Consider the following 23,994-nt stretch of genomic DNA (forward strand, 5'->3'; position numbering starts at 1 on the left):
GCGACGGTGTCGGACACCGTGATCAGTGTCGTTGTCTGTCACCGTGAGCCCGGCTGGTCGGCGCCACGCGAGGGGACGATGATCCCCGACTCGTAGGCGTGGATCACGAGCTGCGCACGATCGCGTGCGTGCAGCTTCGACATGATGCGGTTCACATGGGTCTTCGCGGTGTGCGGTGAGATCACGAGGGCGTCCGCGATGTCCTGGTTCGACGCCCCGCCCGCCACGAGGAGCAGCACCTCGCGCTCCCGCTCGGTGAGCTGTCGCAGCGGCTCGGTGTGCCAGGCATCGGCTCGCGGATGCTGCGGCAGCACGGAGCGCTCGATCAGCGACCGTGTCGCCGCCGACGACAGGAGAGCCTCACCGCGGTGCACCACGCGCACGGCGCTGACGATGTCGTCCGGCTCCGCCCCTTTGCCGATGAAGCCGCTCGCACCGGCACGGAGTGCGGCGACCACGTAGTCGTCTTCCTCGAAGGTCGTCAGGATGAGCACGCGGGTCGCGGTGGACTGCGCCGCGCTCATGATCTGGGCGGTGGCGGCGATGCCGTCGAGCTCCGGCATCCTGATGTCCATCACGACGACGTCCGGCATCGACTCGCGCACCGCGGACACCGCCTCGCGACCGTTGGCGGCCTCGCCGACCACCTCGATACCGCCGTCGACGAGGATGTCGCGGACCGCCTGCCGCACCAACGGCTGATCATCGACGACGAGCACCCGGATCATCGTGCACCTCCGTCGAGGGGTATCCGCACCTCGAGATGGAACGCGCTTCCGTCCCGGCCGGTCTGCACATCTCCCCGGACCGCAGCGACGCGCTCGCGCAGTCCACGCAGCCCGTGGCCCCCTGCACCCGACACCGCCTCGGATTCCGTCGCCACCTGATTGTCGACGACGACGCGGAGCGACCCGTCATCTGCTCGGAGCCGGACGGTCGCCGCGCCACCCGCTCCGTGCTTGTGCGCATTCGTCAATCCTTCGAGGACCACGAGGTAAGCCACGTGATCACTGGCCGGCGACAGAGTAGGCCGATCGGGATCGTCCTGCAGATCGACGCGCAGCCCCGCCTCGCGGAACTGCGCGAGGAGCCCGTCGAGACCGGCGAGGCCGACCTGCGGACGAAGGTCGCGAACATCATCCGGATCGTCGGAGCGCAGCAGCGCCATCAGCCCACCGATGTCGGCGAGCACGGTGCGAGAGGAACGGCGGATGGTGCTCAGGGCCTCCCGCGCACGCTCCGGGCGGGTCTCCAACGCGGATGACGCCACGCCCGCGTTGAGGCTGATGACCGAGATCTGGTGCGCGACCACGTCGTGCAGGTCGCGCGCGATGCGCACCCGTTCTTCGGCGACACGTCGCCGCGCTTCCTCATCCCTCCCCTGCTCGGCCCGCTCCGCGCGCTCGGTCATGGCGGAGACGAACTCGCGTCGTGACCTGGTCGCGTCCCCCAGGGCCCCGGCGAGGGCGATGATGAAGACGAACTGCAGTGCGCGGGGATCGAAGAGATCGCCGGCGAGCGGGATCGCGTTGACGAAGAAGACGATGGCCGTTGCCGCGCTCACGGCGACGATCCCGACGAGGCGCCCTCGACGATCCACGACGGCGAAGGCGCTGATCGCCATCGCGATGAGCGCGCTCGGTGACAGGACGCCCGCGAACGCCAGGACCACCGCGCACAGCAGACTCACGGCGAGCACGACGAGCGGAAGCCTTCGACGGAACAGCATCGCGACCGCGGGAACGAGCGCGACGACGAGCAGCCATCCGGTCGCGCGGAACGCCTCATCCGGGAAGGGCGACACCGCGAAGACGACCACCACGGCCACGGCGATCACGTCAGCGAGCGGCGCCGCGATTCGTGGAGGACGAGGTGCCGGCATCTCACCAGTATTCCTCGCGGCGCCGGGTCTCGGATCCCCCGCCGGGATGAGCTGCGTGTACTGCGATCGCAGTACACGGGTGTCTGCGGCAGGGCGACGCGGCAGCGGATGCCGCGCGGCACGCTGGGATGAGGGCGCACAGCGCGTGCGCCGAGAGAGGTCGGCATGAAGAAGCCCGTCAAGAGAGTGCTCATCGCACTCACGTCCGTCGTCGCCGTGATCGCGGTCGGACTGGTGGCCACCACGGTCGGCAATGCGGTGGCGACCGCGGTCGAACAGGATCGCATCGAGCCGTACGGGCAGAAGGTCACCGTGGACGGGCACGAGATGAACGTCATGATCACCGGTGAGGGCTCGGAGGACATCGTTCTCCTCCCGGGTTTCGGCACCGCATCTCCCGTGCTCGACTTCGAGCCGCTCGTCACCGAGCTGGCCAAGGACCATCGCGTGATCGTCGTGGAGCCGTTCGGCTACGGGTTGAGCGACGGGACGGATCGCGCCCGTACCACCGACAACATCGTGACCGAGACGCACTCCGCCCTGCAGGAGCTCGGCGTCGACGACTACGTCTTGATGGGGCATTCCATCGCCGGCATCTACGGCATCCAGTTCGCGAACCGCTACCCCGATGAGGTGCGGGCGTTCGTCGGAATCGACAGCAGCGTCCCCGGACAGCCCGGCTCGGACACCGAGCTGCCCGTCGGACTCTTCGGCGCGGCGAAGAACCTGGGGCTCGTGCGACTCATCGCGTCGTTCCGCGGCACGGGTTACGACGAGTCCGTCTACTCCGCAGACGTGCAGGAGCAGATCGCCCTGCTCACCAATCGGAACACGCTGAGCCCCACCTACCTGAACGCGATGTCTCTGCTCCACGCGAACTTCGACGATGCTCTGGGCACCAGCTTCCCCGAAGACCTCCCCCTGCTGCTGTTCGTCGTGGCAGATAATCCGACCGTCCCCACCTGGGTGGATCTGCACGAGGAGCAGGCCGCGGCCGTCGACGATGGAACGGTCGTGCCGCTCGACGGAACGCACTATCTCCACCACACGCACACGCCGGAGATCGTCGACGGGTTCCGCTCGTGGGAGCGCACCAGGATGCCCGCCGCGGAGTGACGCCGGAGCTCTGGACATCACGTAACGTGAACGGATGGACAGAGCAGTCGCACGATGGATCCTGGCGGTCGCGCTCGGCGCGATCGGTGTCGGCCACTTTCTCAGCACCCGCGGGTTCCGGGTCGTGGTGCCCGATTGGGCCACTCGCCTGACCAAGCTCGACAAGGACACGATCGTGATCGCCTCGGGCGCCGCAGAGGTCGCGCTTGCGGCGGGGCTCCTCGCGCTGCCGAAGGAGCGCCGCCGCATCGGCTGGGCGACGGCCGCATTCTTCGTCGCCGTGATTCCCGGGAACATCCACCAGTGGCAGACCAAGCGCTCGACGCCGGGACTCGACACGGATGCTCGGCGGTTCGGCCGGCTGTTCCTGCAGCCGATTCTCGTGCTGTGGGCGCTGTGGTCGACCGGCGGCGAGACACCCCGCCGAAACCACCGTCGGCGTTGAGAGACGGACCATCCCCGTGAGCTCGAAGAGAATGGTCCCATGACATCCCCCTCGCTGGTGTGGTTCCGCGACGACCTCCGCCTCGCCGATAATCCGGCGTTGCGCGCCGCGATCGATCGAGGCGAACCGGTCATCGCGCTCTATGTGCTCGACGAGGAGTCGCCGGGCATCCGCCCCCTCGGCGGCGCAGCCCGCTGGTGGCTGCACCACTCGCTGGCATCGCTCGACGAGCGTCTCCGTGAGCGTGGCGGTGCACTCGTGCTGCGTCGCGGCGCCGCCGAGCACGTCGTCCGCGAGGCGGTGGCGGACGCTGGGGCCGGCGCCGTGTTCTGGAACCGCCGGTACGGGGGTGCCGAGCGCGAGATCGACTCATCGCTGAAGTCGTCGCTCCGGGCCGATGGACTCGAGGTCGCGTCCTTCGCGGCATCCCTGCTGCATGAACCGTGGACCGTGACGACCGACAGCGGCACCCACTACTCCGTCTTCACCCCGTTCTGGCGCGCGTGTCTCGCGCTGCCGGCACCACGCGCGCCGCTTCCGGAGCCACGGACAGTCGATGGCCCGGATCATGTCCCCGCCTCCGATGCTCTCGACGACTGGGATCTGCTGCCCACCCGGCCGGATTGGGCCGGGGGCCTGCGCGACACCTGGGAGCCTGGGGAACCCGCCGCCCGGCGACGCCTCACGGAGTTCCTCGCTCACGACCTCCCCTCGTATGACCGCGCGCGCGACGAACCCGCTGCCGGTGCGACCTCGCTGCTCTCCCCGCGGCTGCGCTGGGGAGAGATCAGCCCCTTCACGGTCTGGCACGAGGCCGTCGGCGTGGACGGTGCCGGCGGATTCCTCTCCGAGCTCGGTTGGCGGGAGTTCGCTTGGCACACGCTGTACCACTCCCCCGACCTCGCGACCCGGAGTCTGCGTCGCGAGTTCGACGCATTCCCCTGGCCGCCCCTCGATCCCACGCATCTGGAAGCCTGGCAGCACGGCGAGACCGGAGTGCCGCTGGTGGATGCGGGAATGCGGGAGCTCTGGCACACGGGCTACATGCACAACCGCGTCCGGATGGTCGTGGCCTCCTTCCTCGTGAAGAACCTGCTGATCGACTGGCGACTCGGCGAGGAGTGGTTCTGGGACACGCTCGTCGACGCTGACGAGGCCAACAACCCGTTCAACTGGCAATGGGTGGCGGGCTCCGGTGCCGATGCGGCCCCGTACTTCCGCGTTTTCAATCCCGAGCTGCAGGCGAAGAAGTTCGACCCGCAGGGGCTCTACATCTCGCAGTGGGCATCCGAAGCACCGACCGAACCGATCGTCGACCTCGGTGAGACCAGGAAGGCCGCGCTCGCGGCGTACGACGAGGTCAAGCGGGCGCCACGAGCGCCTTCCTGATGCTCGAAGACGGCGAGGTCTGCACCGCCGGGGTGTGGTCAGCCGGCGATGATCTCCGGCACCTTCCATGAGGCGAGCTCACCGAGCCGCGGCCGGTAGAGCCGGATCAGGAGGTTCCAGCCCTCCGGGAGGGGAATGGAGTTCGCGGCATCGTCGCCGTGGTCGCCGAGGCGCACGGTGGTCGATCCGTCCTCGTTCTTGGTGGCGAACACGGAGTTGACGTTCGTGGCGCCGATCGGCCCGGGTTCGAAGTAGCCGGCCGCGTTGTAGACGCTGACCGACCAGAACGCGTCGGCGGGCACGTCTCGGAAGGTCATGGTGTAGCGGCCGACGGGAAGCTTGGGGTCGATGTTGATGTACGACGCCTCCGCATCGGGAAGGCCACCCCAGCCGAGCGCCGTGCCGACCAGGTGACGCACGGGGTCGACGTCTTCCTTCGCTCCGAAGCATCCCGACAGTCCACCCATCGTCTTGCCCAGCACGAGCAGGGCTTCGCGAACCTCGACGTAGCTGTCGTGGTCGTATTCGGGGTGAGAGAACTCCTGAGTGCCGCTCGCGGTGAGAGTGATCTGATCCTGGATCGCATTCACCGCTTCGAGGTCGCTCGGACTTGCCGGGTCGAAGAGGATGCGCGCCGCAGCGATGACGTGCGGGGTCTCGAACTCCTCGATCGTGAGGGGATAGGAGCCTGCCCGATGGAAGACACGGTTGATGTAGTGGTCCTGGTTGATGATCATGACCGAGACGTACCGGTCTCCGACCTCCGGCAGTGTGAGCGTGACGGGGCCCCCACTGAGATCGATGATCGCGACCGAATAGAGCGTGTCGCGGTTCTGTCGAATCACCGGTTGCTGGTCTAGGGGCGGGAGCGCACGGTCGTGGTGGAACACGCCCACCCCGCCGATGATCGGCAGCATCCGGTCGATCATCGTGTCGGTTTCTACCCGCGTGAAGTTGTCGACATCGACGATCTGGGCACTCATCCGGGGCTCCTCGCTGCTCTGTTGCCCACACACTATCGGGTGGGACGGTCGCCGGTGAGGCGCGCGGAATCGCCGCGTCTCGCGCTGCATCCGCGAGTCGTTCCGCCGCGGTGGACGTGCGCACCGATACGCGGGAAGCTGGGGCATGAGGTTTCTCCGCGTGCTCTGGCGATATCCGGCGATCACGACGACCGTCCTCGTGTTCGTGAGCGTGCTGGTCCTCCACGCGGTCGATGCCCCGGCCCTCGGACGTTGGGTCGCCACCGGTTACGTGGCGGTGTTCGTCGTCTGGACCCTCGTCGGAATGGTGCGCGACGTACTCCGCGGCCATGTCGGCCTCGACATCCTGGCGGTGGTCGCGATGGTGGCGACGCTGGCCGTCGGCGAGTACATCGCCTCGCTCATCATCGTGCTCATGCTCTCCGGCGGAGAGGCCCTCGAGGACTTCGCCGGCCGTCGAGCGAAGCGTGACCTCTCGACTCTGCTGGATCGGTCTCCGCGCATCGCACACGTGCTCGTGCACGCGGAGTCCGCGGAGTCGGATGAGGTCAGGGATGTGCCCGTCGACGAGGTCGCCGTCGGCGCCGTACTCCTCGTGCGCCCGTCGGAGATCGTCCCGGTCGACGGCGAGCTCCTCACGTCATCAGGCACGTTCGATGAGTCTTCGTTGACCGGTGAGAGCATGCCCGTGTCACGTGAATCCGGAGACGAGGTGCTGTCCGGGTCCATCAACGGAAGCCGTGCCGTGCGGATCCGTGCCGTCCGCAGCAGCGCGGACAGCCAGTATCAGCAGATCGTGGCGCTCGTGCACGCCGCGGAAGACTCCCACGCGCCGGTGGTCCGCCTGGCCGACCGCTTCGCGATTCCGTTCACCGCGGTGTCACTCGTCCTGGCAGGGACGGCCTGGGCCGTATCGGGCGAGGCATCCCGATTCGCCGAAGTCCTCGTGCTCGCGACTCCCTGCCCGCTCCTGATCGCGGCCCCGGTCGCGTTCCTCGGCGGTCTCTCGCGTGCGGCGAAGACAGGCGTGATCATGAAGGGAGGGGCCGTCATCGAGCTGATCGCCCGTGTGCGGTCGGCCGCGTTCGACAAGACGGGCACGCTCACTCAGGGCCGACCGGAGCTCGTCGACGTCCGGCCCGCGAACGGCTTCGGCGCGGATGAGGTCCTGCAGCTCGCCGCCTCGGCGGAGCAGTACTCGACGCACGTGCTCGCCGAGGGGATCCGCCGCGCAGCAGAGGCGCGCGGAATCACGCTCCTCGGCGCCGCCGAAGCTCGAGAGGAGGCCACGAACGGTGTCGTCGCCGAGATCGACGGAAGAGACGTGGTGGTGGGCAAGCCCGCTTACGTGGCGGCTCTCGCGCCCGACACGGCGCGGGCGACGCTCGAGCTGAGCCAGGCCGCAGCATACGTCGCGGTCGACGGTCGCTTCGCCGGGGTGCTCGTCCTCGCCGACCATCCGCGGCCCGAAGCAGCGGCTGTCATCGCGTGGCTGCGCACACACGAGGTGGATCGCATCGTCATGCTCACGGGCGATGTCGGCCCGACGGCGGAGTCGGTGGCTCATCAGGTGGGCATCTCCGAGGTCCACGCTGAACTGCTGCCGCCCGAGAAGGTCGCTCTCGCCACTGAGCTGCAACCGCGCCCGGTCATGATGGTCGGCGACGGCGTCAACGACGCACCCGTCCTGGCCGCCGCGGACATCGGCGTCGCCATGGGAGCCAAGGGCGCGACGGCAGCTGGCGATGCCGCCGACGTCGTGATCCTCGTCGATTCGCTGGCGAAGCTCGTCGACGCCGTCTCGATCGGTCGTCACACGCTGCGGGTCGCTCTCACCGCGATCTGGATCGGCATCGGGTTGAGCATCGGACTCATGATCGTCGCGATGACCGGGCTCATCCCCGCTGTCGTCGGGGCGCTCGTCCAGGAACTCGTCGACCTCGCGACCATCCTGTACGCGCTCCGCGCGCTGGGCGGCCCCAGGACAGTGCTCCCGGCCGCCTCCATCTCCCCCCGCACGGGCGCCGAACAGCGCGACGATTCACCTCAACGGATGACGTGAGACGCGGACTCCCGGCTCACTGGTCGAACGCGAATCCTGCCCATTCTTCGGTGGGTGGGGGCACAGTCCAGGAGACGCGGTGACAGCACCGTGGCGATTCCAGGACGATCGGTCGAAGCCGCCGGTGACGTCGCGGAGGTCATGCCAGACTGGAACCGTGACCGAGTCCAGGAAGCCAGCCGTCGTCCGCGGCTTCGCTGCCTCGTCACTCGCGATCTTCATCGCACTGGCCGGTCACGTCTCCGGCGGAGGGCAGATGCCCGGTGCCGTCGGCATCCTCGTCCCCTGGGTCTTCTCGTTCATGATCAGCGTGCTGCTCGCGGGCCGCTCGTTGTCGCTGATCCGCCTCGGCATCTCCGTCGCCTCGAGTCAGTTCCTGTTCCATGTGCTCTTCGTCCTCGGCACGGTCACCCCGTCCGGCGTCTCGACGCCGCACGTGCACGGCACACCCCTCATGCTGCCGGCGGTGAACGGCATCCCCGAAGTCGCCACCGCTGACGCCTCGATGTGGCTCGGGCACGCGCTCGCCGGTCTGCTGACCGTGGCCGCGCTGTACCGCGGCGAACGCCTGCTGCTCGCGCTGCGCGACCTCGCGGTCCAGCTGGTGCGGTGGGTACGACGTCGTGCCGATCAGGTGCTGACTCTTCCGGCTCTTCGCGTCGCCCACCGACTCCACGGCCGGTTCGATGTCGCGCACGCATCCGATCTGGTTCTCCTCGCGACTCTGCGCGGCCGAGCCCCACCTCTCACCGCGGCGATCTGATCCGCATCCTCGGTCGGTCCCGGCCGAGTGTTGTGTCCCGCCGCGCGCATTCGATGCGCGGGGGCTCTGAACGCATGCACGCTCGTCGCTCCGGCGACGTCCGATGAGAGGCCATTCCCATGTCCCCTGTCCGCAGGATCGCGGCCGGGCTGGCGTTGGCGACGATCGCGACCCTCGCGATCGCGACGCCCGCGTCCGCCCACGACCAGCTGATCTCCAGCACACCCGCTGCCGACGAACGATTGACGACCCCGCCGGAGGACATCACGATGACGTTCTCGGGCGAGCTCCTCGTGCTCGATGAGTCGCTGACCGGGGCCGTCGTCCTGGTCGTCGATGCCTCGGGCGAGGACTGGGTCGCCGGCGACGTCACGGTGGCCGGACGCACGGTCACCGCGTCGCTCGCACCCGGGCTGCCGACCGGCGGCTACCAGGTGCGTTGGCAGGTCGTCTCGGAAGACGGTCACCCCATCGCGGGGGTCATCCCCTTCACCGTGGGAGACGCCGATCCGATGGCACAGACATCGAACACCGGCGATGCGACGGCCGCGCCCGCGGACACCTCGGAGCAGGCGGATCAGAACGCAGAATCCAGCGGCGCGCTCAGAGTGCTGCTCATCGGCGCGGGCGGGGCGGCCACAACCGTCCTGATCCTCGTGCTCATTCGATTCCTCCGCCGTCCTCGGACGGCAGCCGCACCGCCGGAGACCGGCGGCCCTGCGGCAGATGACCTGTGAAAGGCACCATTGTGAACACCACCAGAAACCTCCCCCGACTCGCAGCAGTGATCGCGGTCTCCCTCCTGGCTCTGACCGGGTGCACTCCGGAGAAGGCACCGGCCGAGACCGAGAATCGCCCCGCCGGAGACTCCGTCACGATCGAAGACGCCTGGGTGAAATCCGCCGATCAAGGCATGTCCGCGGCGTTCGGCACCCTCGTCAACACGAGCGACGAGGACGCGACCGTCGTGTCCGTCTCCTCGGCGACCTCGACCATGCTCGAGTTGCACGAGACGGTCGAGAACGACGCCGGCGAGATGGTGATGCGCGAGATCGACGGCGGATTCGTCATCCCCGCCGGCGGGCAGCTCGCGCTGGAGCCGGGGGCGAACCACATCATGATGATGGATCTGACCGGCCCGCTCGTCGCGGGTGCCGACGCCTCCTTCACCCTTACGTTCGACGACGACTCGACGTACGAGTTCACCGCCCCGGTGAAGGACTACTCGGGTGCGAACGAGAACTACGAAGACGGCGAAGAGCACGAGGGCATGGATCACTGATGACGGCGCCCGTTGAGGGCGCCCGCTCCCGTCGCACCGGGTCGACCCGGCGACAGTTCCTCCTCGGAGGGGCTGTCGCCGGTGTCGGCGCGGTCGCGGCGGTCGGAGCGGACCTCGCCCTGAATCGACCGGAGACCGTTCCGGAACCCGTATCCGTGCCGATGAACGGCGAGGAGACAGTGCCGTTCTTCGGCGTGCATCAGGCCGGTATCGACACGCCTGCCCAGGCGCACGGCGTCTTCGTCGGCCTGGACCTCCACGACGGTGTCGACCGAGATGCCCTCGCCCGACTCATGCGACTCCTGACCGACGACGCGGCCCGACTCACGCAGGGGCTCCCGGCCCTCGCCGATTCCGAGCCGGAGCTCGCGTCGTCGCCGGCGCGCCTCACGGTCACGTTCGGAGTCGGTCGGGGCTTCGTCGGGCGTGCGGGCGGTTCGGCCCCCGCCTGGCTCGCACCACTCCCCGCTTTCGGGGTGGATAGGCTGCGCCCGGAGTTCTCGGACGGCGACCTCCTGCTGCAGATCGCCGGTGACGATCCTCTGACGGTGGCGCACGCGACACGGATGCTGCTGAAGGACGCGCGCGGCTTCGCGAGCGTCCGCTGGACCCAGCAGGGCTTCCGTCGCGCCTATGGCACGGAGCGGCCTGGAACGACCATGCGCAACCTGTTCGGGCAGGTGGACGGAACCACCAACCCGCAACCCGGTACCGCAGACTTCGATCGTGTCGTCTGGATCGACGAGGGAGTGCTCGCCGGCGGCACGGGGATGGTGATCCGCCGCATCCGCATGGACCTCGACAAATGGGATCGCCTCGACCGGAGCGGTCGCGACGCCTCCGTGGGCAGGACACTCGCCAACGGCGCACCCCTCACGGGACGCGAGGAGTTCGACGAACCCGACTTCGAGGCGAAGACCGCGATCGGCTTCCCGGTCATCCCGCAGTTCGCGCACATCCGGCGCGCCCGCGGGGACGGGGCCGAGCGCATCTTCCGGCGCGCGTACAACTACGACGAGCGGCCGGCCGGCGCTGAGATCTCGGAATCCGGGCTGCTGTTCGTCTCGTTCCAGGCCGACATCGAACGACAGTTCATCCCCATGCAGCGCAGACTCGACGAACTCGACCTGTTGAACGAATGGACCGTGCCGGTCGGATCGGCGGTGTTCGCGATCCCACCCGGATGCGCGGAGGACGGGTTCATCGGCGACACCCTCCTGAACTGATGACGATTCGCACATGAACGGTGCGGACGCCTGGTTCCGGAAGTCTCTTCGCCGGGATCAGGTGTCCGCCGGTACGTCCGTAGGGAGCCTGCACGCTTGTCGGGAGAAACGCCGCGATTCGGCCGTCGCGCAGGGAATCCGTCCGACAGGTGAACGGATCCTCGGGTGCGGGCGCACGCCCGAGCACCAGCTCCCCCGGGCACGAAAAAACCCCCGGAGAACCGGGGGTTTGTCTGTGCGCGATACTGGGATCGAACCAGTGACCTCTTCCGTGTCAGGGAAGCGCGCTACCGCTGCGCCAATCGCGCCCGTTGGGGCTATTCAGTTTTACCGTGAGGTGGCGACGGGATTCGAACCCGTGTAAACGGCTTTGCAGGCCGGTGCCTAGCCGCTCGGCCACGCCACCGTGTGGATTGACCCCACGTGCGAAGAGTCTTCCGAAGAAGACCCTCTGCACTCGAGCGGATGACGAGACTCGAACTCGCGACCCCAACCTTGGCAAGGTTGTGCGCTACCAACTGCGCTACATCCGCATTTCGTTCCCGGTTGCCCCGGGCACTCATGAAACATTAGCCGAAGATTCTTCCTCCGCCAAACCCGCAGCGAATCTCGCGCGTGTCTCACAGAGTGGTCCATACGGCCTCTGAGCGTCGGGTAGTATCGGTTGACGTACCCCACGGGTATGGGCGATTGGCGCAGTTGGTAGCGCGCTTCCTTCACACGGAAGAGGTCATCGGTTCGAGTCCGGTATCGCCCACCAGAGAAGCCCCGCACACCTCCCGGTGTGCGGGGCTTCCGACATTCACAGCCCGGCGTCCAGCATCCGCTCCCCTCCCCCCAGGCGGGCTCGCCGGAGGATCGCAGCGCGGATCACTGCGTCGCTGCGAGCTCGCTCCCGGATGCAGGCAGAACAGCCGCGCGGCGAGCCCGCACCAGCAAGAGGTACGACAGGCCGGCCAGCGCGGCCGAGATCGTCGTCACGATCCCGAGCGGCAGAATGCTCGACGCACCCGCGAGGCCGACGAACGGTGCCGCGATGCCGCCGAACCCGAATCGCGCCACGCCCAGGAGCGACGAGGCCGTCCCCGCCGACTGCGGATACTCGCTGAGCGCGATGGTGGTCGCGGGCGGCGAGGCGATGGCCACTCCACCGGCGAGCGTGAACAGGGCGACGAGCACGGGCCACAGTGGCAGCGGTGTCAGACCTGCCAGCAGCAGTCCGAGCGCGCCGGCCGACGTGACGACGACTCCGACCGCGAGAGTGCCCCTCACACTCCACCGTTCCGCCGCGCGACCGGCGAGGTACCCGCACACCATGAACCCGGCGGAGTTCGCTCCGAAGGCTGCGGCATACCCCTGCGGTGTGAGCCCGTAGACGTCCTGCAGCACGAAGGTCGCACCGGCGAGGTAGGCGAACAGTGCCGCATAGAGGAAGCCCTGATTCAGGACGGCTCCCAGGAAGACCCGGTCGCTCAGCAGAGCGCGGAAGTCGTTCAGAGTGTGGCGGAGGCCTCCCGTGCTGCGCTGCTCGACCGGCAGTGTCTCTCCGAAGAGGAGCACCGTCGCTGCCAGGATCGCGAGACCGGCGATGGCGAGGAAGACGAACAGGCCCCGCCAATCGGCGAACGCCATGAGGACGCCGCCGAGCAGTGGCCCGATGACCGCCGCCAGTCCGCCGACGACCGTGAGGCGGCCGTAGAAGCGGATCAGCTGACCGCCCGCGTACACATCCCGTCCTGCGGCATTGGCGATGACGATGCCGACCCCTCCCGCGAGCCCCTGGACCAGACGAGCGACGATCAGGACCTCGACCGTGGGACTGACCGCACAGAGCAGGGATGTCACCGCGTACGCGACGATGCCGACCAGCAGGACGCGCCGCCGCCCGTGGCGGTCCGACAATGGTCCCGCCGTCAGCTGTCCGACCGCGAGTCCGATGAGGCACGCCGTGACCGTGAGCTGCGCGACGGAAGTCGCCGAGCCCAGGTCGCGAGTGAGCGCCGGAAGAGCGGGGAGATAGAGGTCCATCGAGATCGGACCGAACACGGTCAGGATCAGGAGCAGGGCAGGCAGGAGCCGTCGAGAGAGCGCGACAGGTGGTGTCATGGTCTCCAGCGTCCACCGGTCCCCCGAGGGGCGCGAGTCCCTGACGAAGGGTGTACCGACAGAGAATCCCTCTTGGCGCCGATCCCTGCGCAGAATGAGGGAGCACCACCGAGACGAAAGGAGTGCCGATGGCACTGATCCTCGTGACCGGAGCGTCGACCGGACTGGGGCTCGCCACAGCCCAGGACCTCTCCGACCAGGGGCATGACGTCGTCGTGCATGCTCGCAGTTCGAACCGCGTTCCGTCCGGAGACTGGCGGGGCGCCGTGGCCGCAGACCTCTCCGACCTCGACGCCACGCGGGCTCTCGCCCTCGAGGTCGACGCCTTCGGGCACTTCGATGCCGTCGTGCACAACGCGGGCGCCCTGCATCCGCCGGATGCGGCACGAGTGAACACGATCGCCCCCTACGTGCTGACCATGCTCATGCGCCCTCCCCGCCGACTCGTCTACCTCAGCAGCTCGATGCACCGTGGCGGCACCACCGACCTGCGCGGACTGACCGATGGCACGGCGTCGTACAGCGACAGCAAGCTGTGGGTCACCGCGTTCGCCCTCTCCCTGGCGGATCGATGGCCGGACACCGCCGTCCACGCCGTCGATCCGGGCTGGGTTCCGACCCGCATGGGTGGTCCGAGTGCTTCCGACGATCTCGAGCAGGGGCATCTCACGCAATTCCGTCTCGCAACCCAGGATGCGGCCGGCCCGCGCACTGGCGGCTACTGGCATCACCTCACGACTCAGCGTCCGGCACCAGCTGCCGCTGACCCGGCTTTCCAGGAAGCGCTGCTTGCGACTCTCGCCGAGGTCACGCGTGTACCTGTACGGGAACATCCGTGACACCGAGAGGTGCCCTCTCAGGGCGTCCCTTCCCGCTCACATCAGATCTACGCTGACCTCATGGACAATCGAGCAGAGGTCCGCGAATTCCTGATGACCCGGCGAGCCCGCGTGACCCCGGAGGCAGCCGGTCTCACCGCCGGAAGCAACAGACGTGTCGACGGATTGCGTCGCAGTGAGGTCGCGCTTCTCGCCGGAGTCTCCGTCGAGTACTACTCCAAGCTCGAACGTGGCGCCATCGCCGGCGCCTCCTCCTCGGTCCTGGAGGCACTGTCGCGCGCGCTCCAGCTCAACGATGCCGAGCATGCGCACCTGCTGGATCTGGCTCGCGCCGCAGACGGCATCCCCTCTTCCGGACGCGCTCGACGCCGCACGGCGAAGGCGGGAGCTCCGCGACCCAGCCTGCAGTGGGCACTGGATTCCGTGACGGAGGCGGTGGCGTTCGTCCGCGACCAGCGGCAGAACCTCATCGCCACGAATGCGCTCGGCCGCGCCTTCTACTCACCGGTGATCGGCGACGGCGGGCGGGTGCCCAACCTCGCCCGATTCCAGTTCCTCGATCCTGCGGCACGGGAGTTCTACCCGGATTGGGACCTCTTCGCCGAGATGTGTGTCGCCGTCATCCGTGCCGAGGCGGGCCGCGACCCGCACGACAAGGGCATCCAGGACCTCGTCGGCGAGCTCTCCACACGCAGTGAGGCATTCCGCACACTCTGGGCGACGCACAACGTGCGCACGCACGGTTCGGGCATCAAGCGCTTCACTCATCCGGTCGTCGGCGAGCTGACCCTCGTCTACGAAGAGCTCGCGCTTACGGCCGAACCGGGCCAGGTGATGCTGATCTACAGCGCTGAGCCCGGCTCACCCTCCGCCGAACGACTCCGACTCCTCGCTTCCTGGGGCGCGGACGCGACCGGGGCTACTCGAGCGGCACACGGATGACGCGGTCGTCGCCGTCGCCGGGATCGCCGCGACCGTCGGTGTTGTTCGTGAGCACCCACAGCGCACCGTCGGGGGCGACCACGACATCACGAAGCCGTCCGTAGGCCTCGGTGAAGTGCTCCGCATACGACGAGACATCGTCCAGCGGCACCTCGCGCAGCCGTTCCCCCCGCAGGTTCGCGACGAACACCGCGCCGTCCGCGATCGCGATGCCGCTCGGACTGGCGGCATCCGGCGCCCACTGCTGCACCGGGTCGATGAACTCGTCGCGATCCGCGATGCCTTCGACGACGGGCCAGCCGTAGTTCCCGCCGGGTTCGATGACGTTCAGCTCATCCCAGGTGTCCTGTCCGAATTCGCTCGCATACAGCGTGCCGCCCTCGTCCCAGGCCAGCCCCTGGGGGTTACGGTGACCGAGGCTGTAGACGGGCGATCCCGCGATGGGGTTGTCCGCCGGGACCTTGCCGTCGGGGGTTATGCGGAGGATCTTGCCCGACAGTGACCCCGGATCCTGGGCACTCTCCCGGTCGCCCGCGTCACCCACCGTCACGTACAGCGTGCCGTCGGGGCCGAACGCGATGGGACCGCCGTTGTGATTCGACGCAGCGGCCAGGCCGTCGAGGATCGTCTCCGGCGCGCCGAGGCCGAGGGAGCCGGGCGACCCGGTGAGGGGGAAGCGCTGCACGCGGTTCTCGTCCGCGCCGGTGGAGTACGCGTACAGATAACGCTCGTGCACGGCGATTCCGAGCAAGCCACCTTCGCCACCCGGTTCGACGCCATCGACCACCGCGACTTCGCGGACATCGCCGTCGTCCGACACCTCGACGATCCGGGCGCTGTCGCGCTCGCTGATCAGCGCCGCGCCCTCGTGGAAGGCGATCGACCAGGGTGCCGCCAGATCCTCGAGGATCGTGGTCGCGGTGCCCTCGGAGACAGACCCCGAAGTGTCGGGAAGTCTCGAGGGTGACGGAGTGGATATCGTCGGTGCGCACGCCACAAGAGCGATCGATGCGGCCGACACGACGATCCACGCAATCGGACCGCGCTTGGACGTGCTCACCATGTCCGCTCCCCTCGCCGCACCGGTCGTCGCTGTCGGACGCGACGTCCCGCTCCCGTCGAGCCTAGGCGCGTGATCCTTTACGCAGAAGAGGCGCCTATCTGACAACTGTCAGATAGGCTGTTGCCATGGATGCGAGGTCGCGACGTTCTCGAGAAAGCCTCCGTGACGCGGTGCTCGACCTCGCCGGTCGGATGCCGATCAGCGAAGTCACCGTCTCCTCGATCTGCGCAGCAGCGGGTGTCACCCGAGACACCTTCTACCGGCACGCGGAGAATCCTGTGCAGCTCCTCGCCGACGCGCTTTCCGCCGAGATCGATGCCGCCATGGAGATCCTGCCGCAGACGGATGCCATCGGCGATGGCGAACGGGCTCTCCTGGAGCACATCCGACGACGGGCTTCGGTGTACCGCGGGGCGATGCAGCCCCTGCTGGCCGCCCCCGTCCGCAGCAACCTGGAGGCATCCATCCGTTCCGGCCTGCTGCTGTGGGCCGAGCTGCACTCGGAGATCGTTCCGCCCGTGTTCGCGGCGGACGCGTCCGCGATGCGGATCGCTGTGGCATACGCCGCTGCGGGCACCGTGGGCGCGATCGAGGAGTGGCTGCGGAGCGACGACGACGACATCGACCGTGCCGTGAGGCTGATCCTCGCGGCGTCACCGGAGTGGTGGCTGCGATGACGGCCACCGGAGAAGGAGAGAGAAAACAATGAAGGCCGCACTGTTCCACGCCAAGGAAGATCTGCGCATCGAAGAGGTCCCCGAGCCCACCCCGGGACGAGGACAGGTCAAGCTGCGCAACGCGTATGCGGGGATCTGCGGATCCGACCTCCACGTCTATTACTCCCCCGAGGCCGCGGGGCTCGACCTCGACCACCCGCACCCCGTGACGGGCTCGACACTGCCCCAGATCCTCGGCCACGAGTTCTCCGGCACGGTCGTCGAGCTCGGCGAGGGCGTGACCGGCGTCGCGGTGGGCGACCGGGTGGCCGTCTGGCCCATCTACTACTGCGGCGAATGCCCCGCCTGCCGTCGCGGCATGTTCAACGCCTGCCAGAAGATCGGCTTCCACGGGCTCAGCTCCGACGGTGGCGGCATGGCGGAGTTCACGACCGTCGACGCGACGAAGCTGCACGTACTGCCGGAGAACGTCGATCTGCGCATGGGCGCCCTCGTCGAGCCGATGTCGGTCGCGTGGCATGCGGTCTCCCGCAGTGGCGTCGAGTCGGGCGGTACCGCGCTCATCGCAGGCGCCGGACCGATCGGCATCGGCGTGTGGTTCGCCCTGCGGGCCCGCGGCGTCGAGCGTGTGCTCGTCTCGGAGCCCAGTGCGGAGCGTCGCGCGATCATCGCAGCCCTCGGCGCCACCGTGGTCGACCCGGTGAATGAGGATCTCGCCGCCGCCGTCGCCTCCTTGACGGACGGCGAAGGCGTCGATGTCGCCTTCGATGCGGCGGGAGTGGGCGCAGCCATCAGTTCGTCGCTGGCCAGCTTGGTCCCCGGCGGCCGCGTCGTGGTGGTCGCCATCCACGAGCGCACGATGGACTTCCTCCCCACGCAGTTGGTGATGGCCGAGACCGAGATCGCCGGCGCGCTCGCGTATCTTCCCGAGGACTTCGACGCCGTGATCGAGGCCATGTCCCGTGGGGTCTACGACACGACCGGCTGGGTGCAGGAGACCCCACTCGAGAACGTCGTCGACGCGATCCACGCGCTGCGCGGCGGTGCCGGGGCGAAGATCCTCGTGCACGCCGGCTGAGGCCGATCCGGGTGTCGGAGGGCGCGCGTAGTCTGCTTCGGTGCCGACGAAACGCGCCCTTCCGAGTCCCTGTGCGCTCTGCGGCAGCATGCAGGGAGTGCGGATCGAGGGCGCCTGGTGCTGCGCCGATTGCGGGTGGCGCTACGGCGATGCCCCCGACCCCGACCTCCCTCTCCCCCGCGTCGATGTCGTCTACTACATCCGGTACGACGGCCGGGTGAAGATCGGCACCAGCAGGCGTCCGCGACAGCGCCTCGCGAGCATCCGACACCAGGAGCTGCTCGCGTTCGAACGCGGCGACCGATCCGTCGAGCAGCAGCGCCACCGGGAGTTCGCGGAAATACGCGAGGGCGGTGAGTGGTTCACCCTCACCCCTGATCTGCGGGCGCATGTGGCGGCACTCCGCCTTGAGGGCGACCCCTGGCTCCTGTACGCGCGCTGGCTCAGCCGTGCACTGCAGGGCGCCGACGAACTCCCCTAGACACGCAGGACGATGCCGGGCGGCTGCTTCGAGAAGTCCAGTCGCCCGGCATCGCGTCGGGAGTGGGTCAGGCGGTGGCGACGCGTCCTCGCGTGGTCGCCGGCTGCGGCTGCGAGAAGAGCACGACGACGATCACTGCGGCGCCCACGACGACGTGCGGGAGCCAGACGTTGAGGGCCTCGCCCGCGAAGCCGAAGATCCACGGCGACAGCGCGAGGAACAGGCTCGCGACGATATCGAACACGAGGTGGACCGGCATCGGGATGAAACCGAAGGGACCCCATTCATACTTCGTGAACAGGCTGTACACGATCAGCCCGACACCGAGGACGATGGGGATGATGACCGCCGCTCCGCCCACGCTCGCGAAGCCGAACAGCCAGGGCGCGGCGATCAATGCGATGCCGACGATGTAGTCGAGGGCTCCGTGGACCTTGGTGGGGATGAAACGCATGATTCCTCCTTGTATGTCGCCGCTGGATGCGACTCCCCACTGGTTCGGCACCCGCGCCGGATCGGATTGGCTTGCCCCAGGCCGTCGGTGACGGATTGTGACGGCGCCGAGATATCGGCCATCGCGGGAATCGATAGATTCAGGAGCATGTGCTTCCCGTGCACATCACCCGACCTCCTGGAGCAAGATCATGACTTCTCGTCGCCGCGCCCTCGCGGGCAGCGCTCTCGTCCTCGCCAGCGCACTCTTGGTGACCGCCTGCAGCTCGTCCGGATCGGGTGAAGCGACCGAGACTGCCGCGGACGCCCCCAAGATCACGTTCCTCTACTCGCCGTACGCGGATTACGCGCCCTTCTTCCTCGCCGAGGAGAACGGGTACTTCGAAGACGCCGGTCTCGACGTCGAGCTGGTCGCGAAGGGCGGCAGCTCGGGTGAGACGTACCAGCAGGTCAGCACCGGCAACATCACCGCCGGCGGCGCGACCTGGGGTGCCGGTCTGTTCAACGCCACCAAGGCCGGTGCGTCGCTGTCGGTGATCGCCAGCGTGTCCCGCATCCCCGAGTCCGGCGCGAACCCGTCGCCGCTGATCGCTTCCGACGCCTCGGATGTGCAAGACGCCGCCGACCTGAAGGGCAAGAAGATCGGAATCCCCGGCGACGGCGGATTCGGCATCTACTCCGTCGCGCTCGCACTCGAGTCCGCCGGCCTGAGCGTCGACGACGTGGAGCTCGTGAACCTCAGCCCCGGTGACATCCCCGCCGCCCTCGCGAACGGTTCGGTGGATGCGAGCTGGTCGATCGAGCCGATCTCGTCCGCCGTCATCGCGCAGGGCATCGCGCACGAGCTGCTGCCCATCGACTACCAAGCGGGCGTCGAGCTGGGCGCCATGGTCTTCAACACCGAGTACGTCGAGAAGCACCCCGCTGCGGTCACCGCGTTCACCGCGGCCTACCTCAAGGCGGTCAACGAGCTCGAGGACGGCGGCTGGGACGACCCGGCCACGCAGGAGATCATCGCCGAGTACACCGATCTGCCGGTCGAGACGCTGACCTCCATCGCGCTCACCACGCAGGACCCGAGCGGCGCCATCGACTGGGAGGACGTCGCCCGGCAGGAGCAGTTCTTCCGGGACCGCGATGCGCTCGAGTTCGACGGCGACTCCGGCATCGAGGACATCTACCGCGCAGACATCCTGAAGGACGCGATCGCCCTGCAGGAGAGCGGCGACCTCGCCTCGTCGAAGAAATGAGCGGCCTCCGCGTCCAGGGGCTCTGGAAGGCCTACGCGAACGCCGACCGCAAGGACGAGCTTCTCGTCGCCCTCCAGGACATCGACCTGGAGATCGCCGACAACGAGTTCGTCTGTGTGCTGGGCCCGTCCGGCTGCGGGAAGAGCACTCTGCTCCGGCTCGCGGCGGGCCTCGAGAAGCCGAGTCTCGGCACGATCGAGACCTCGAGCCGTCCGTCGGTGGTGTTCCAGGAGCACGGCGTGTTCCCCTGGCTGACCGTCGCCCAGAACATCGGGTACCCGCTCAAACTGCGCGGTCTCTCTCGTGTGCAGCGCACCGAGCGGGTCGATCAGCTGCTCGACCTCGTCGGGCTCTCCGAGTTCGGCGGGTTCTACCCGGCGCAGATCTCCGGTGGGATGCGCCAGCGCACCTCGGTGGCCCGCGCGCTCGCTGATGACGGCGACCTGCTGCTCATGGACGAACCCTTCGGAGCACTCGACGAGCAGACCAGGGTCACGCTGCAGCAGGAGCTGCTGCAGATCTGGGAGCGCACGTCGAAGTCCGTGATGTTCATCACCCACAGCGTCGACGAGGCGCTGATGCTCGCCGACCGCGTCGTCGTGATGTCTCATCGCCCCGGACGCATCATCGACGACATCGAGGTGCCGTTCGGTCGGCCGCGTGACATCGCCGGTCTTCGCCGCGACCCCCGCTACGGCGAGATCACGGCGCGGCTGTGGTCACTGCTGGAGAACTCGACGGAACAGGAGCTGGCGTCATGACGACGATCGCCGACCCGAAGATCGAGGCGCAGCTGAAGGAGGCGGTGCAGGCCGAACGCGGATCCGTGTGGGTGCGCAGGCTCGGCCCGTACACACCGCTGCTGATCCTCCTCGTCTGGGAGATCGCGAGCCGCACCGGGCTCCTCGATTCGCGCTTCTTCCCCGCGCCGACCTCCATCATCGAGACGTTCTTCGAGCTGCTGGCCTCGGGAGTCCTGCTGGAGAACATCGGGATCACGCTGTCGCGCATCGCCGTGGGCTTCGTGCTGGGCGCGGTGCCCGGCATCATCCTCGGCATCCTGCTGGGTTCGGTGCGCACGCTGCGACTGCTCCTCGATCCGATCTTCTCGGCTCTGCTGCCGGTACCGAAGGTCGCGATCTTCCCGTTGCTGCTGCTGATCTTCGGCCTCGGCGAGACGAGCAAGTACGTGATCGTCGCGATCGGTGTGTTCTTCTATCTGCTCTTCAACACGCTGGGTGGTGTGATGCAGACGCCGCCGCTGCTGAACGACGTCGCCAACGCCAACGGCGCGACGCGGCTGCAGCGGTGGCTGACCGTCTCGTTCCCCTATGCGCTGCCGTCGATCTTCACCGGCATCAAACTCGCCACGGGTGGAGCTTTCGTGATCATCGCGGCCTCGGAGTTCGTCGGTGCGAACAGCGGGCTGGGCTACATGATCTGGAGTTCGTGGGGGACGTTCGCCGTGTCGAAGATGTACGTCGGCATCGTCACGATCTCCGTGCTCGGCTACGGCGCGACCGCGCTCTGGGCTCTGCTCGAGCGGCGCGTCGTGCCGTGGGTCAAGTACTGAACGGCGGGACGTACACGATGGACCTCGATGCTCACGAGATGCTCTTCGATCTGCGCGCCGTGCTCCGGGCGGCGGCGCCGCACAGCGATCCGGCCGATGTGGAGCTGGCGGCGTTCTGGCTGATCCAGGCTGAGCTGCTCGGCCTTCCCGAGTTCGGCATCCGGATGCTGGCGCGCGACCTCGAGCGGCTCGAAGGGCACGAATCGGCGTCGGCGCCCGCCACGCCCTCGGGCGCCGATGACGCGCCGATCGGGTCCGTCGACGCGACCGGAGTGCCCGGAGTGGTCGCACTCGCCTCGGCCGTGCGGCGCGCCGCACGGAACGTCGAGGCGCACGGAGTCGCCATCGTCGGCATCCGCGGTGCCGGCGCACTCGGCATCCTCGGACTCGCGGCCCGCGCGCTCGCCGCGCGCGGCGCTGTCGCCCTGCTCGCCGCGCAGTCACCGGCGACCGTCGCACCGTGGGGTGGACAAGCCGCCGCAATCGGCACGAATCCACTCGCCGTCGGAGTTCCCCGTGCCGATGCTCCCCCGCTCGTGGTCGACTACGCCACGTCGACGCTCACGCTCGCCGCGGTCCGCGAGGCTCGCGGCGCCGGCGTGTCCCTCCCGGAGGGCAGTGCGGTCGACGCGGCCGGTGAGCCCACCACGGATCCCGCCGCCGCCGCCGCTCTCCTCCCCGCGGGCCTCGTCGGGTCGCTCACCGGACTCGTGGTCGAGCTCCTGGCCGGTGTCGCCGTCGGCGGGCGGGTCACCGACCCCGCTGCCCCGTCCAGCAGAGGCGCGGTCCTCATCGCGTTCGACCCCGCTCGTGCGGGAGGCGCCGACATCGCGCAGGGCACGGCCGCACTGGATCGCGAGTGGCGCGGCGCCGGCGGTCACCTCCCCGCGCGCTTCGATGCGCTCGCGAGCAACCCGGCAGACCTTCCAGACGCTATCCGCGTCTCCGAAGAGACAGCATCCTGGTTGCGCGCACGAACGTCGGAAGCACCCGGCACATGAGCGCCCTTGCATCCTTGACGCTCAGCGTGAGTCCGCAGATCGGTCCCCTGACGGAACGTCGAGAGATCCGCATCAGCGGCGCAGTGCCGGGATCTCTGGTCACCGTGCGCGCGGTCACGGCGCGCGACGGTGGCGATTGGGCGGCCCAGGCGACATTCCTCGCCGACGACGACGGGGAGATCGACCTCGGGACGCAGGCTCCGGTGTCCGGCGACTACCGCGTGGCGGACTCGATGGGCCTGTTCTGGTCGCAGCGCCGCGAGGAGGGCACGACGGGATCCGCTGAGCCCATTGACGTCGCGCGTCCTCTCTCGACCGTCCTCACCGCCTGGGCCGAACCGGGGACCGGATACCTCGATCAACCCGGCGACGGTGCCGGCGCCGCAGAGATCGCCATCGAGGTGACCCAGCGGCTCAGCGGTGACGGCGTCGAGAGAGCCGAGGTCTGCTCGGGCGGGCTCGTCGGCACGCTGTTCCGCCCGCCGCACGACGGTCCTCTTCCCACCGTAATCGTGCTCAACGGTTCTGGCGGGGGCATCAACGAGGCTCGCGCCGCGCAGTATGCTTCCCGCGGCATACAGGCGCTCGCGCTCGGATACTTCCGGGCACCCGGTCTGCCCGACCACATCTCCCGCACACCGCTGGAGTACTTCGAGCGCGCCCTCCGGTACGTCGTCTCCGAGCTCTCACCGCTCGGCGGGCGCCCGATCGTGAGCGGGCAGTCGCGCGGTGGCGAACTGTCCCTGCTGCTGGCCGCGACCTATCCCGACCTCGTCCTCGGGGTCGCCGCCTTCGTCCCCGCAGCGTTCGCCTTCGGAGCGCAGGGCGCCGCCGACCCCGCCGAAGGATGGAACGGCCCGACCTGGACGCGCGACGGCGAACCGCTCGAGCATCTGTGGCACGACAACACCGGCGTGACCTGGCAGCCCTGGAACGACGAGCCCGCACCGACACGCCACCGCGACGTGTACATCGATGGCCTCCACGATCGCGACCTCGCCCGTGCGTCACGCATCCCGATCGAACGGTTTGCCGGCCCCGTCGCATGCATCTCCGGGCTCGACGATCGCGCGTGGCCGTCCAGCATGGCATCGCGCATCGTGCTCGACACGCTGGCGAGACACGGGCATGCCGCGGAGCGCCTGCACCTCGACTACGAGGAGGCCGGGCACGGCATTGCGCTCCCCCACCTCCCCAGCACCGACATCGAACGCCTGCACCCGGTCTCCGGTGTGCGCTATTCGAACGGCGGCACGCCACGCGGCATCGCCATCGCCGGCGCCGACTCGTTCGAACAGGTCTGCGCATTCATCCACCGCACGGCGGAACGCACGGCGTCGGCCGCCGACAACGCACCCCACTCCCACGAAGAAGGACGGTAGT

24 protein-coding genes and 4 tRNA genes are annotated in these 23,994 nt (G+C 68.5%); 19 read left to right on the forward strand and 9 right to left on the reverse strand.

The window, feature by feature from the left end; genetic code table 11:
• Positions 1-38: 38 nt before the first annotated feature.
• Positions 39-728, reverse strand: coding sequence for a response regulator transcription factor (locus tag BQ2383_RS16805; protein ID WP_091036554.1), 690 nt, complete (start codon positions 726-728; stop codon positions 39-41).
• Positions 725-1,882 (reverse strand): histidine kinase, encoded by a 1,158-nt coding sequence (locus BQ2383_RS16810; protein ID WP_091036558.1) that lies wholly within the window; start codon positions 1,880-1,882, stop codon positions 725-727. Before BQ2383_RS16810 ends, BQ2383_RS16805 begins: the two co-directional genes overlap by 4 nt.
• Before the next feature lie 165 nt (positions 1,883-2,047).
• On the opposite strand from BQ2383_RS16810, the gene BQ2383_RS16815 reads away from it, so the two are divergent.
• Genes BQ2383_RS16815 through BQ2383_RS16825 form a run of 3 tightly spaced genes read left to right on the forward strand, consistent with a single transcriptional unit; the run spans position 2,048 to position 4,832 of the window.
• Complete coding sequence (locus BQ2383_RS16815; RefSeq protein ID WP_091036560.1) at positions 2,048-2,998, forward strand: alpha/beta fold hydrolase; 951 nt, start codon at positions 2,048-2,050, stop codon at positions 2,996-2,998.
• A 34-nt stretch (positions 2,999-3,032) separates the two neighbouring features.
• Positions 3,033-3,443 (forward strand): DoxX family protein, encoded by a 411-nt coding sequence (locus tag BQ2383_RS16820; protein ID WP_091036563.1) that lies wholly within the window; start codon positions 3,033-3,035, stop codon positions 3,441-3,443.
• Between the two features lie 39 nt (positions 3,444-3,482).
• On the forward strand, positions 3,483-4,832 hold the full coding sequence (locus tag BQ2383_RS16825; protein WP_091036566.1) for a cryptochrome/photolyase family protein: 1,350 nt from the start codon (positions 3,483-3,485) through the stop codon (positions 4,830-4,832).
• A gap of 38 nt (positions 4,833-4,870) precedes the next feature.
• Here BQ2383_RS16825 and BQ2383_RS16830 read toward each other — a convergent pair whose 3' ends face one another.
• Positions 4,871-5,815: a DUF1254 domain-containing protein gene (locus tag BQ2383_RS16830; RefSeq protein WP_091036568.1), complete on the reverse strand. Its 945-nt coding sequence runs from the start codon at positions 5,813-5,815 to the stop codon at positions 4,871-4,873.
• A gap of 145 nt (positions 5,816-5,960) precedes the next feature.
• Here BQ2383_RS16830 and BQ2383_RS16835 point away from each other — a divergent pair, with 145 nt between their 5' ends.
• The 5 genes from BQ2383_RS16835 (at position 5,961) to BQ2383_RS16855 (ending at position 11,148) form a co-directional block, all read left to right on the forward strand.
• Complete coding sequence (locus tag BQ2383_RS16835; protein ID WP_091036571.1) at positions 5,961-7,877, forward strand: heavy metal translocating P-type ATPase; 1,917 nt, start codon at positions 5,961-5,963, stop codon at positions 7,875-7,877.
• A 157-nt stretch (positions 7,878-8,034) separates the two neighbouring features.
• Positions 8,035-8,640, forward strand: coding sequence for a hypothetical protein (locus tag BQ2383_RS16840; RefSeq protein WP_091036574.1), 606 nt, complete (start codon positions 8,035-8,037; stop codon positions 8,638-8,640).
• A gap of 119 nt (positions 8,641-8,759) precedes the next feature.
• Entirely contained in the window at positions 8,760-9,377 is a 618-nt protein-coding gene (locus BQ2383_RS16845) for a copper resistance CopC family protein (RefSeq protein ID WP_091036577.1), read from the forward strand.
• Between the two features lie 11 nt (positions 9,378-9,388).
• Positions 9,389-9,922, forward strand: coding sequence for a copper chaperone PCu(A)C (locus BQ2383_RS16850; protein ID WP_091037632.1), 534 nt, complete (start codon positions 9,389-9,391; stop codon positions 9,920-9,922).
• Positions 9,922-11,148 (forward strand): Dyp-type peroxidase, encoded by a 1,227-nt coding sequence (locus BQ2383_RS16855; RefSeq protein WP_091036580.1) that lies wholly within the window; start codon positions 9,922-9,924, stop codon positions 11,146-11,148. Before BQ2383_RS16850 ends, BQ2383_RS16855 begins: the two co-directional genes overlap by 1 nt.
• 236 nt (positions 11,149-11,384) lie before the next feature.
• On the opposite strand, the gene BQ2383_RS16860 is transcribed toward BQ2383_RS16855, so the two are convergent.
• The 3 genes from BQ2383_RS16860 to BQ2383_RS16870 all read right to left on the reverse strand — a co-directional run bounded on the left by BQ2383_RS16860 (position 11,385) and on the right by BQ2383_RS16870 (position 11,681).
• A tRNA-Val gene (locus BQ2383_RS16860) sits at positions 11,385-11,456 on the reverse strand.
• Between the two features lie 27 nt (positions 11,457-11,483).
• Positions 11,484-11,554: transfer RNA gene (locus BQ2383_RS16865), tRNA-Cys, on the reverse strand.
• Positions 11,555-11,608: 54 nt separating this feature from the next.
• A tRNA-Gly gene (locus BQ2383_RS16870) sits at positions 11,609-11,681 on the reverse strand.
• A 151-nt stretch (positions 11,682-11,832) separates the two neighbouring features.
• Between BQ2383_RS16870 and BQ2383_RS16875 the strand changes: the two genes are divergently transcribed.
• Positions 11,833-11,908: transfer RNA gene (locus BQ2383_RS16875), tRNA-Val, on the forward strand.
• Positions 11,909-12,018: 110 nt separating this feature from the next.
• Here the strand turns inward: BQ2383_RS16875 and BQ2383_RS16880 are convergent.
• Entirely contained in the window at positions 12,019-13,254 is a 1,236-nt protein-coding gene (locus BQ2383_RS16880) for a multidrug effflux MFS transporter (RefSeq protein WP_091036582.1), read from the reverse strand.
• 128 nt (positions 13,255-13,382) lie between these two features.
• Here BQ2383_RS16880 and BQ2383_RS16885 point away from each other — a divergent pair, with 128 nt between their 5' ends.
• Both BQ2383_RS16885 and BQ2383_RS16890 read left to right on the forward strand, forming a co-directional pair.
• A complete protein-coding gene (locus BQ2383_RS16885; RefSeq protein ID WP_091036584.1) occupies positions 13,383-14,093 on the forward strand; it encodes an SDR family NAD(P)-dependent oxidoreductase in 711 nt (236 codons plus the stop codon).
• 60 nt (positions 14,094-14,153) lie between these two features.
• Positions 14,154-15,035 carry a helix-turn-helix domain-containing protein gene (locus BQ2383_RS16890; RefSeq protein WP_091036585.1) on the forward strand — a complete coding sequence of 294 codons (882 nt, stop codon included), beginning with the start codon at positions 14,154-14,156 and terminating at the stop codon, positions 15,033-15,035.
• Here the strand turns inward: BQ2383_RS16890 and BQ2383_RS16895 are convergent.
• On the reverse strand, positions 15,013-16,098 hold the full coding sequence (locus BQ2383_RS16895; RefSeq protein ID WP_091036587.1) for a PQQ-dependent sugar dehydrogenase: 1,086 nt from the start codon (positions 16,096-16,098) through the stop codon (positions 15,013-15,015). The genes BQ2383_RS16890 and BQ2383_RS16895 overlap by 23 nt on opposite strands.
• A gap of 125 nt (positions 16,099-16,223) precedes the next feature.
• Here BQ2383_RS16895 and BQ2383_RS16900 point away from each other — a divergent pair, with 125 nt between their 5' ends.
• From BQ2383_RS16900 to BQ2383_RS16910, 3 genes are read left to right on the forward strand one after another with little or no spacing between them, the layout of a single operon-like run.
• On the forward strand, positions 16,224-16,775 hold the full coding sequence (locus BQ2383_RS16900; protein WP_140403376.1) for a TetR/AcrR family transcriptional regulator: 552 nt from the start codon (positions 16,224-16,226) through the stop codon (positions 16,773-16,775).
• Between the two features lie 28 nt (positions 16,776-16,803).
• On the forward strand, positions 16,804-17,853 hold the full coding sequence (locus BQ2383_RS16905) for a 2,3-butanediol dehydrogenase (protein WP_091036592.1): 1,050 nt from the start codon (positions 16,804-16,806) through the stop codon (positions 17,851-17,853).
• Positions 17,854-17,893: 40 nt separating this feature from the next.
• Positions 17,894-18,334, forward strand: coding sequence for a GIY-YIG nuclease family protein (locus BQ2383_RS16910; RefSeq protein WP_244176037.1), 441 nt, complete (start codon positions 17,894-17,896; stop codon positions 18,332-18,334).
• 67 nt (positions 18,335-18,401) lie between these two features.
• Here the strand turns inward: BQ2383_RS16910 and BQ2383_RS16915 are convergent, their stop codons facing one another.
• On the reverse strand, positions 18,402-18,788 hold the full coding sequence (locus BQ2383_RS16915; protein WP_091036597.1) for an SPW repeat domain-containing protein: 387 nt from the start codon (positions 18,786-18,788) through the stop codon (positions 18,402-18,404).
• A gap of 190 nt (positions 18,789-18,978) precedes the next feature.
• Here BQ2383_RS16915 and BQ2383_RS16920 point away from each other — a divergent pair, with 190 nt between their 5' ends.
• The 5 genes from BQ2383_RS16920 to BQ2383_RS16940 are packed head-to-tail and all read left to right on the forward strand — an operon-like array spanning position 18,979 to position 23,993.
• Positions 18,979-20,037: an ABC transporter substrate-binding protein gene (locus tag BQ2383_RS16920; RefSeq protein ID WP_091036600.1), complete on the forward strand. Its 1,059-nt coding sequence runs from the start codon at positions 18,979-18,981 to the stop codon at positions 20,035-20,037.
• The gene (locus BQ2383_RS16925; protein WP_091036603.1) at positions 20,034-20,798 is read left to right on the forward strand and encodes an ABC transporter ATP-binding protein; all 765 of its coding nucleotides are present in this window, start codon (positions 20,034-20,036) and stop codon (positions 20,796-20,798) included. The genes BQ2383_RS16920 and BQ2383_RS16925 overlap by 4 nt, the downstream gene beginning before the upstream one ends.
• Entirely contained in the window at positions 20,795-21,610 is an 816-nt protein-coding gene (locus BQ2383_RS16930) for an ABC transporter permease (protein ID WP_091036607.1), read from the forward strand. The genes BQ2383_RS16925 and BQ2383_RS16930 overlap by 4 nt, the downstream gene beginning before the upstream one ends.
• The gene (locus tag BQ2383_RS16935; RefSeq protein ID WP_140403377.1) at positions 21,595-22,611 is read left to right on the forward strand and encodes an Ldh family oxidoreductase; all 1,017 of its coding nucleotides are present in this window, start codon (positions 21,595-21,597) and stop codon (positions 22,609-22,611) included. Before BQ2383_RS16930 ends, BQ2383_RS16935 begins: the two co-directional genes overlap by 16 nt.
• Positions 22,608-23,993, forward strand: a complete 1,386-nt coding sequence (locus BQ2383_RS16940; protein ID WP_091036616.1) for an acyl-CoA thioester hydrolase/BAAT C-terminal domain-containing protein — start codon at positions 22,608-22,610, stop codon at positions 23,991-23,993. The genes BQ2383_RS16935 and BQ2383_RS16940 overlap by 4 nt, the downstream gene beginning before the upstream one ends.
• Position 23,994 lies beyond the last annotated feature (1 nt).

The sequence above is a fragment of the Microbacterium oxydans genome, from assembly GCF_900095745.1.
Taxonomy (GTDB): Bacteria; Actinomycetota; Actinomycetes; order Actinomycetales; family Microbacteriaceae; genus Microbacterium; species Microbacterium oxydans_B.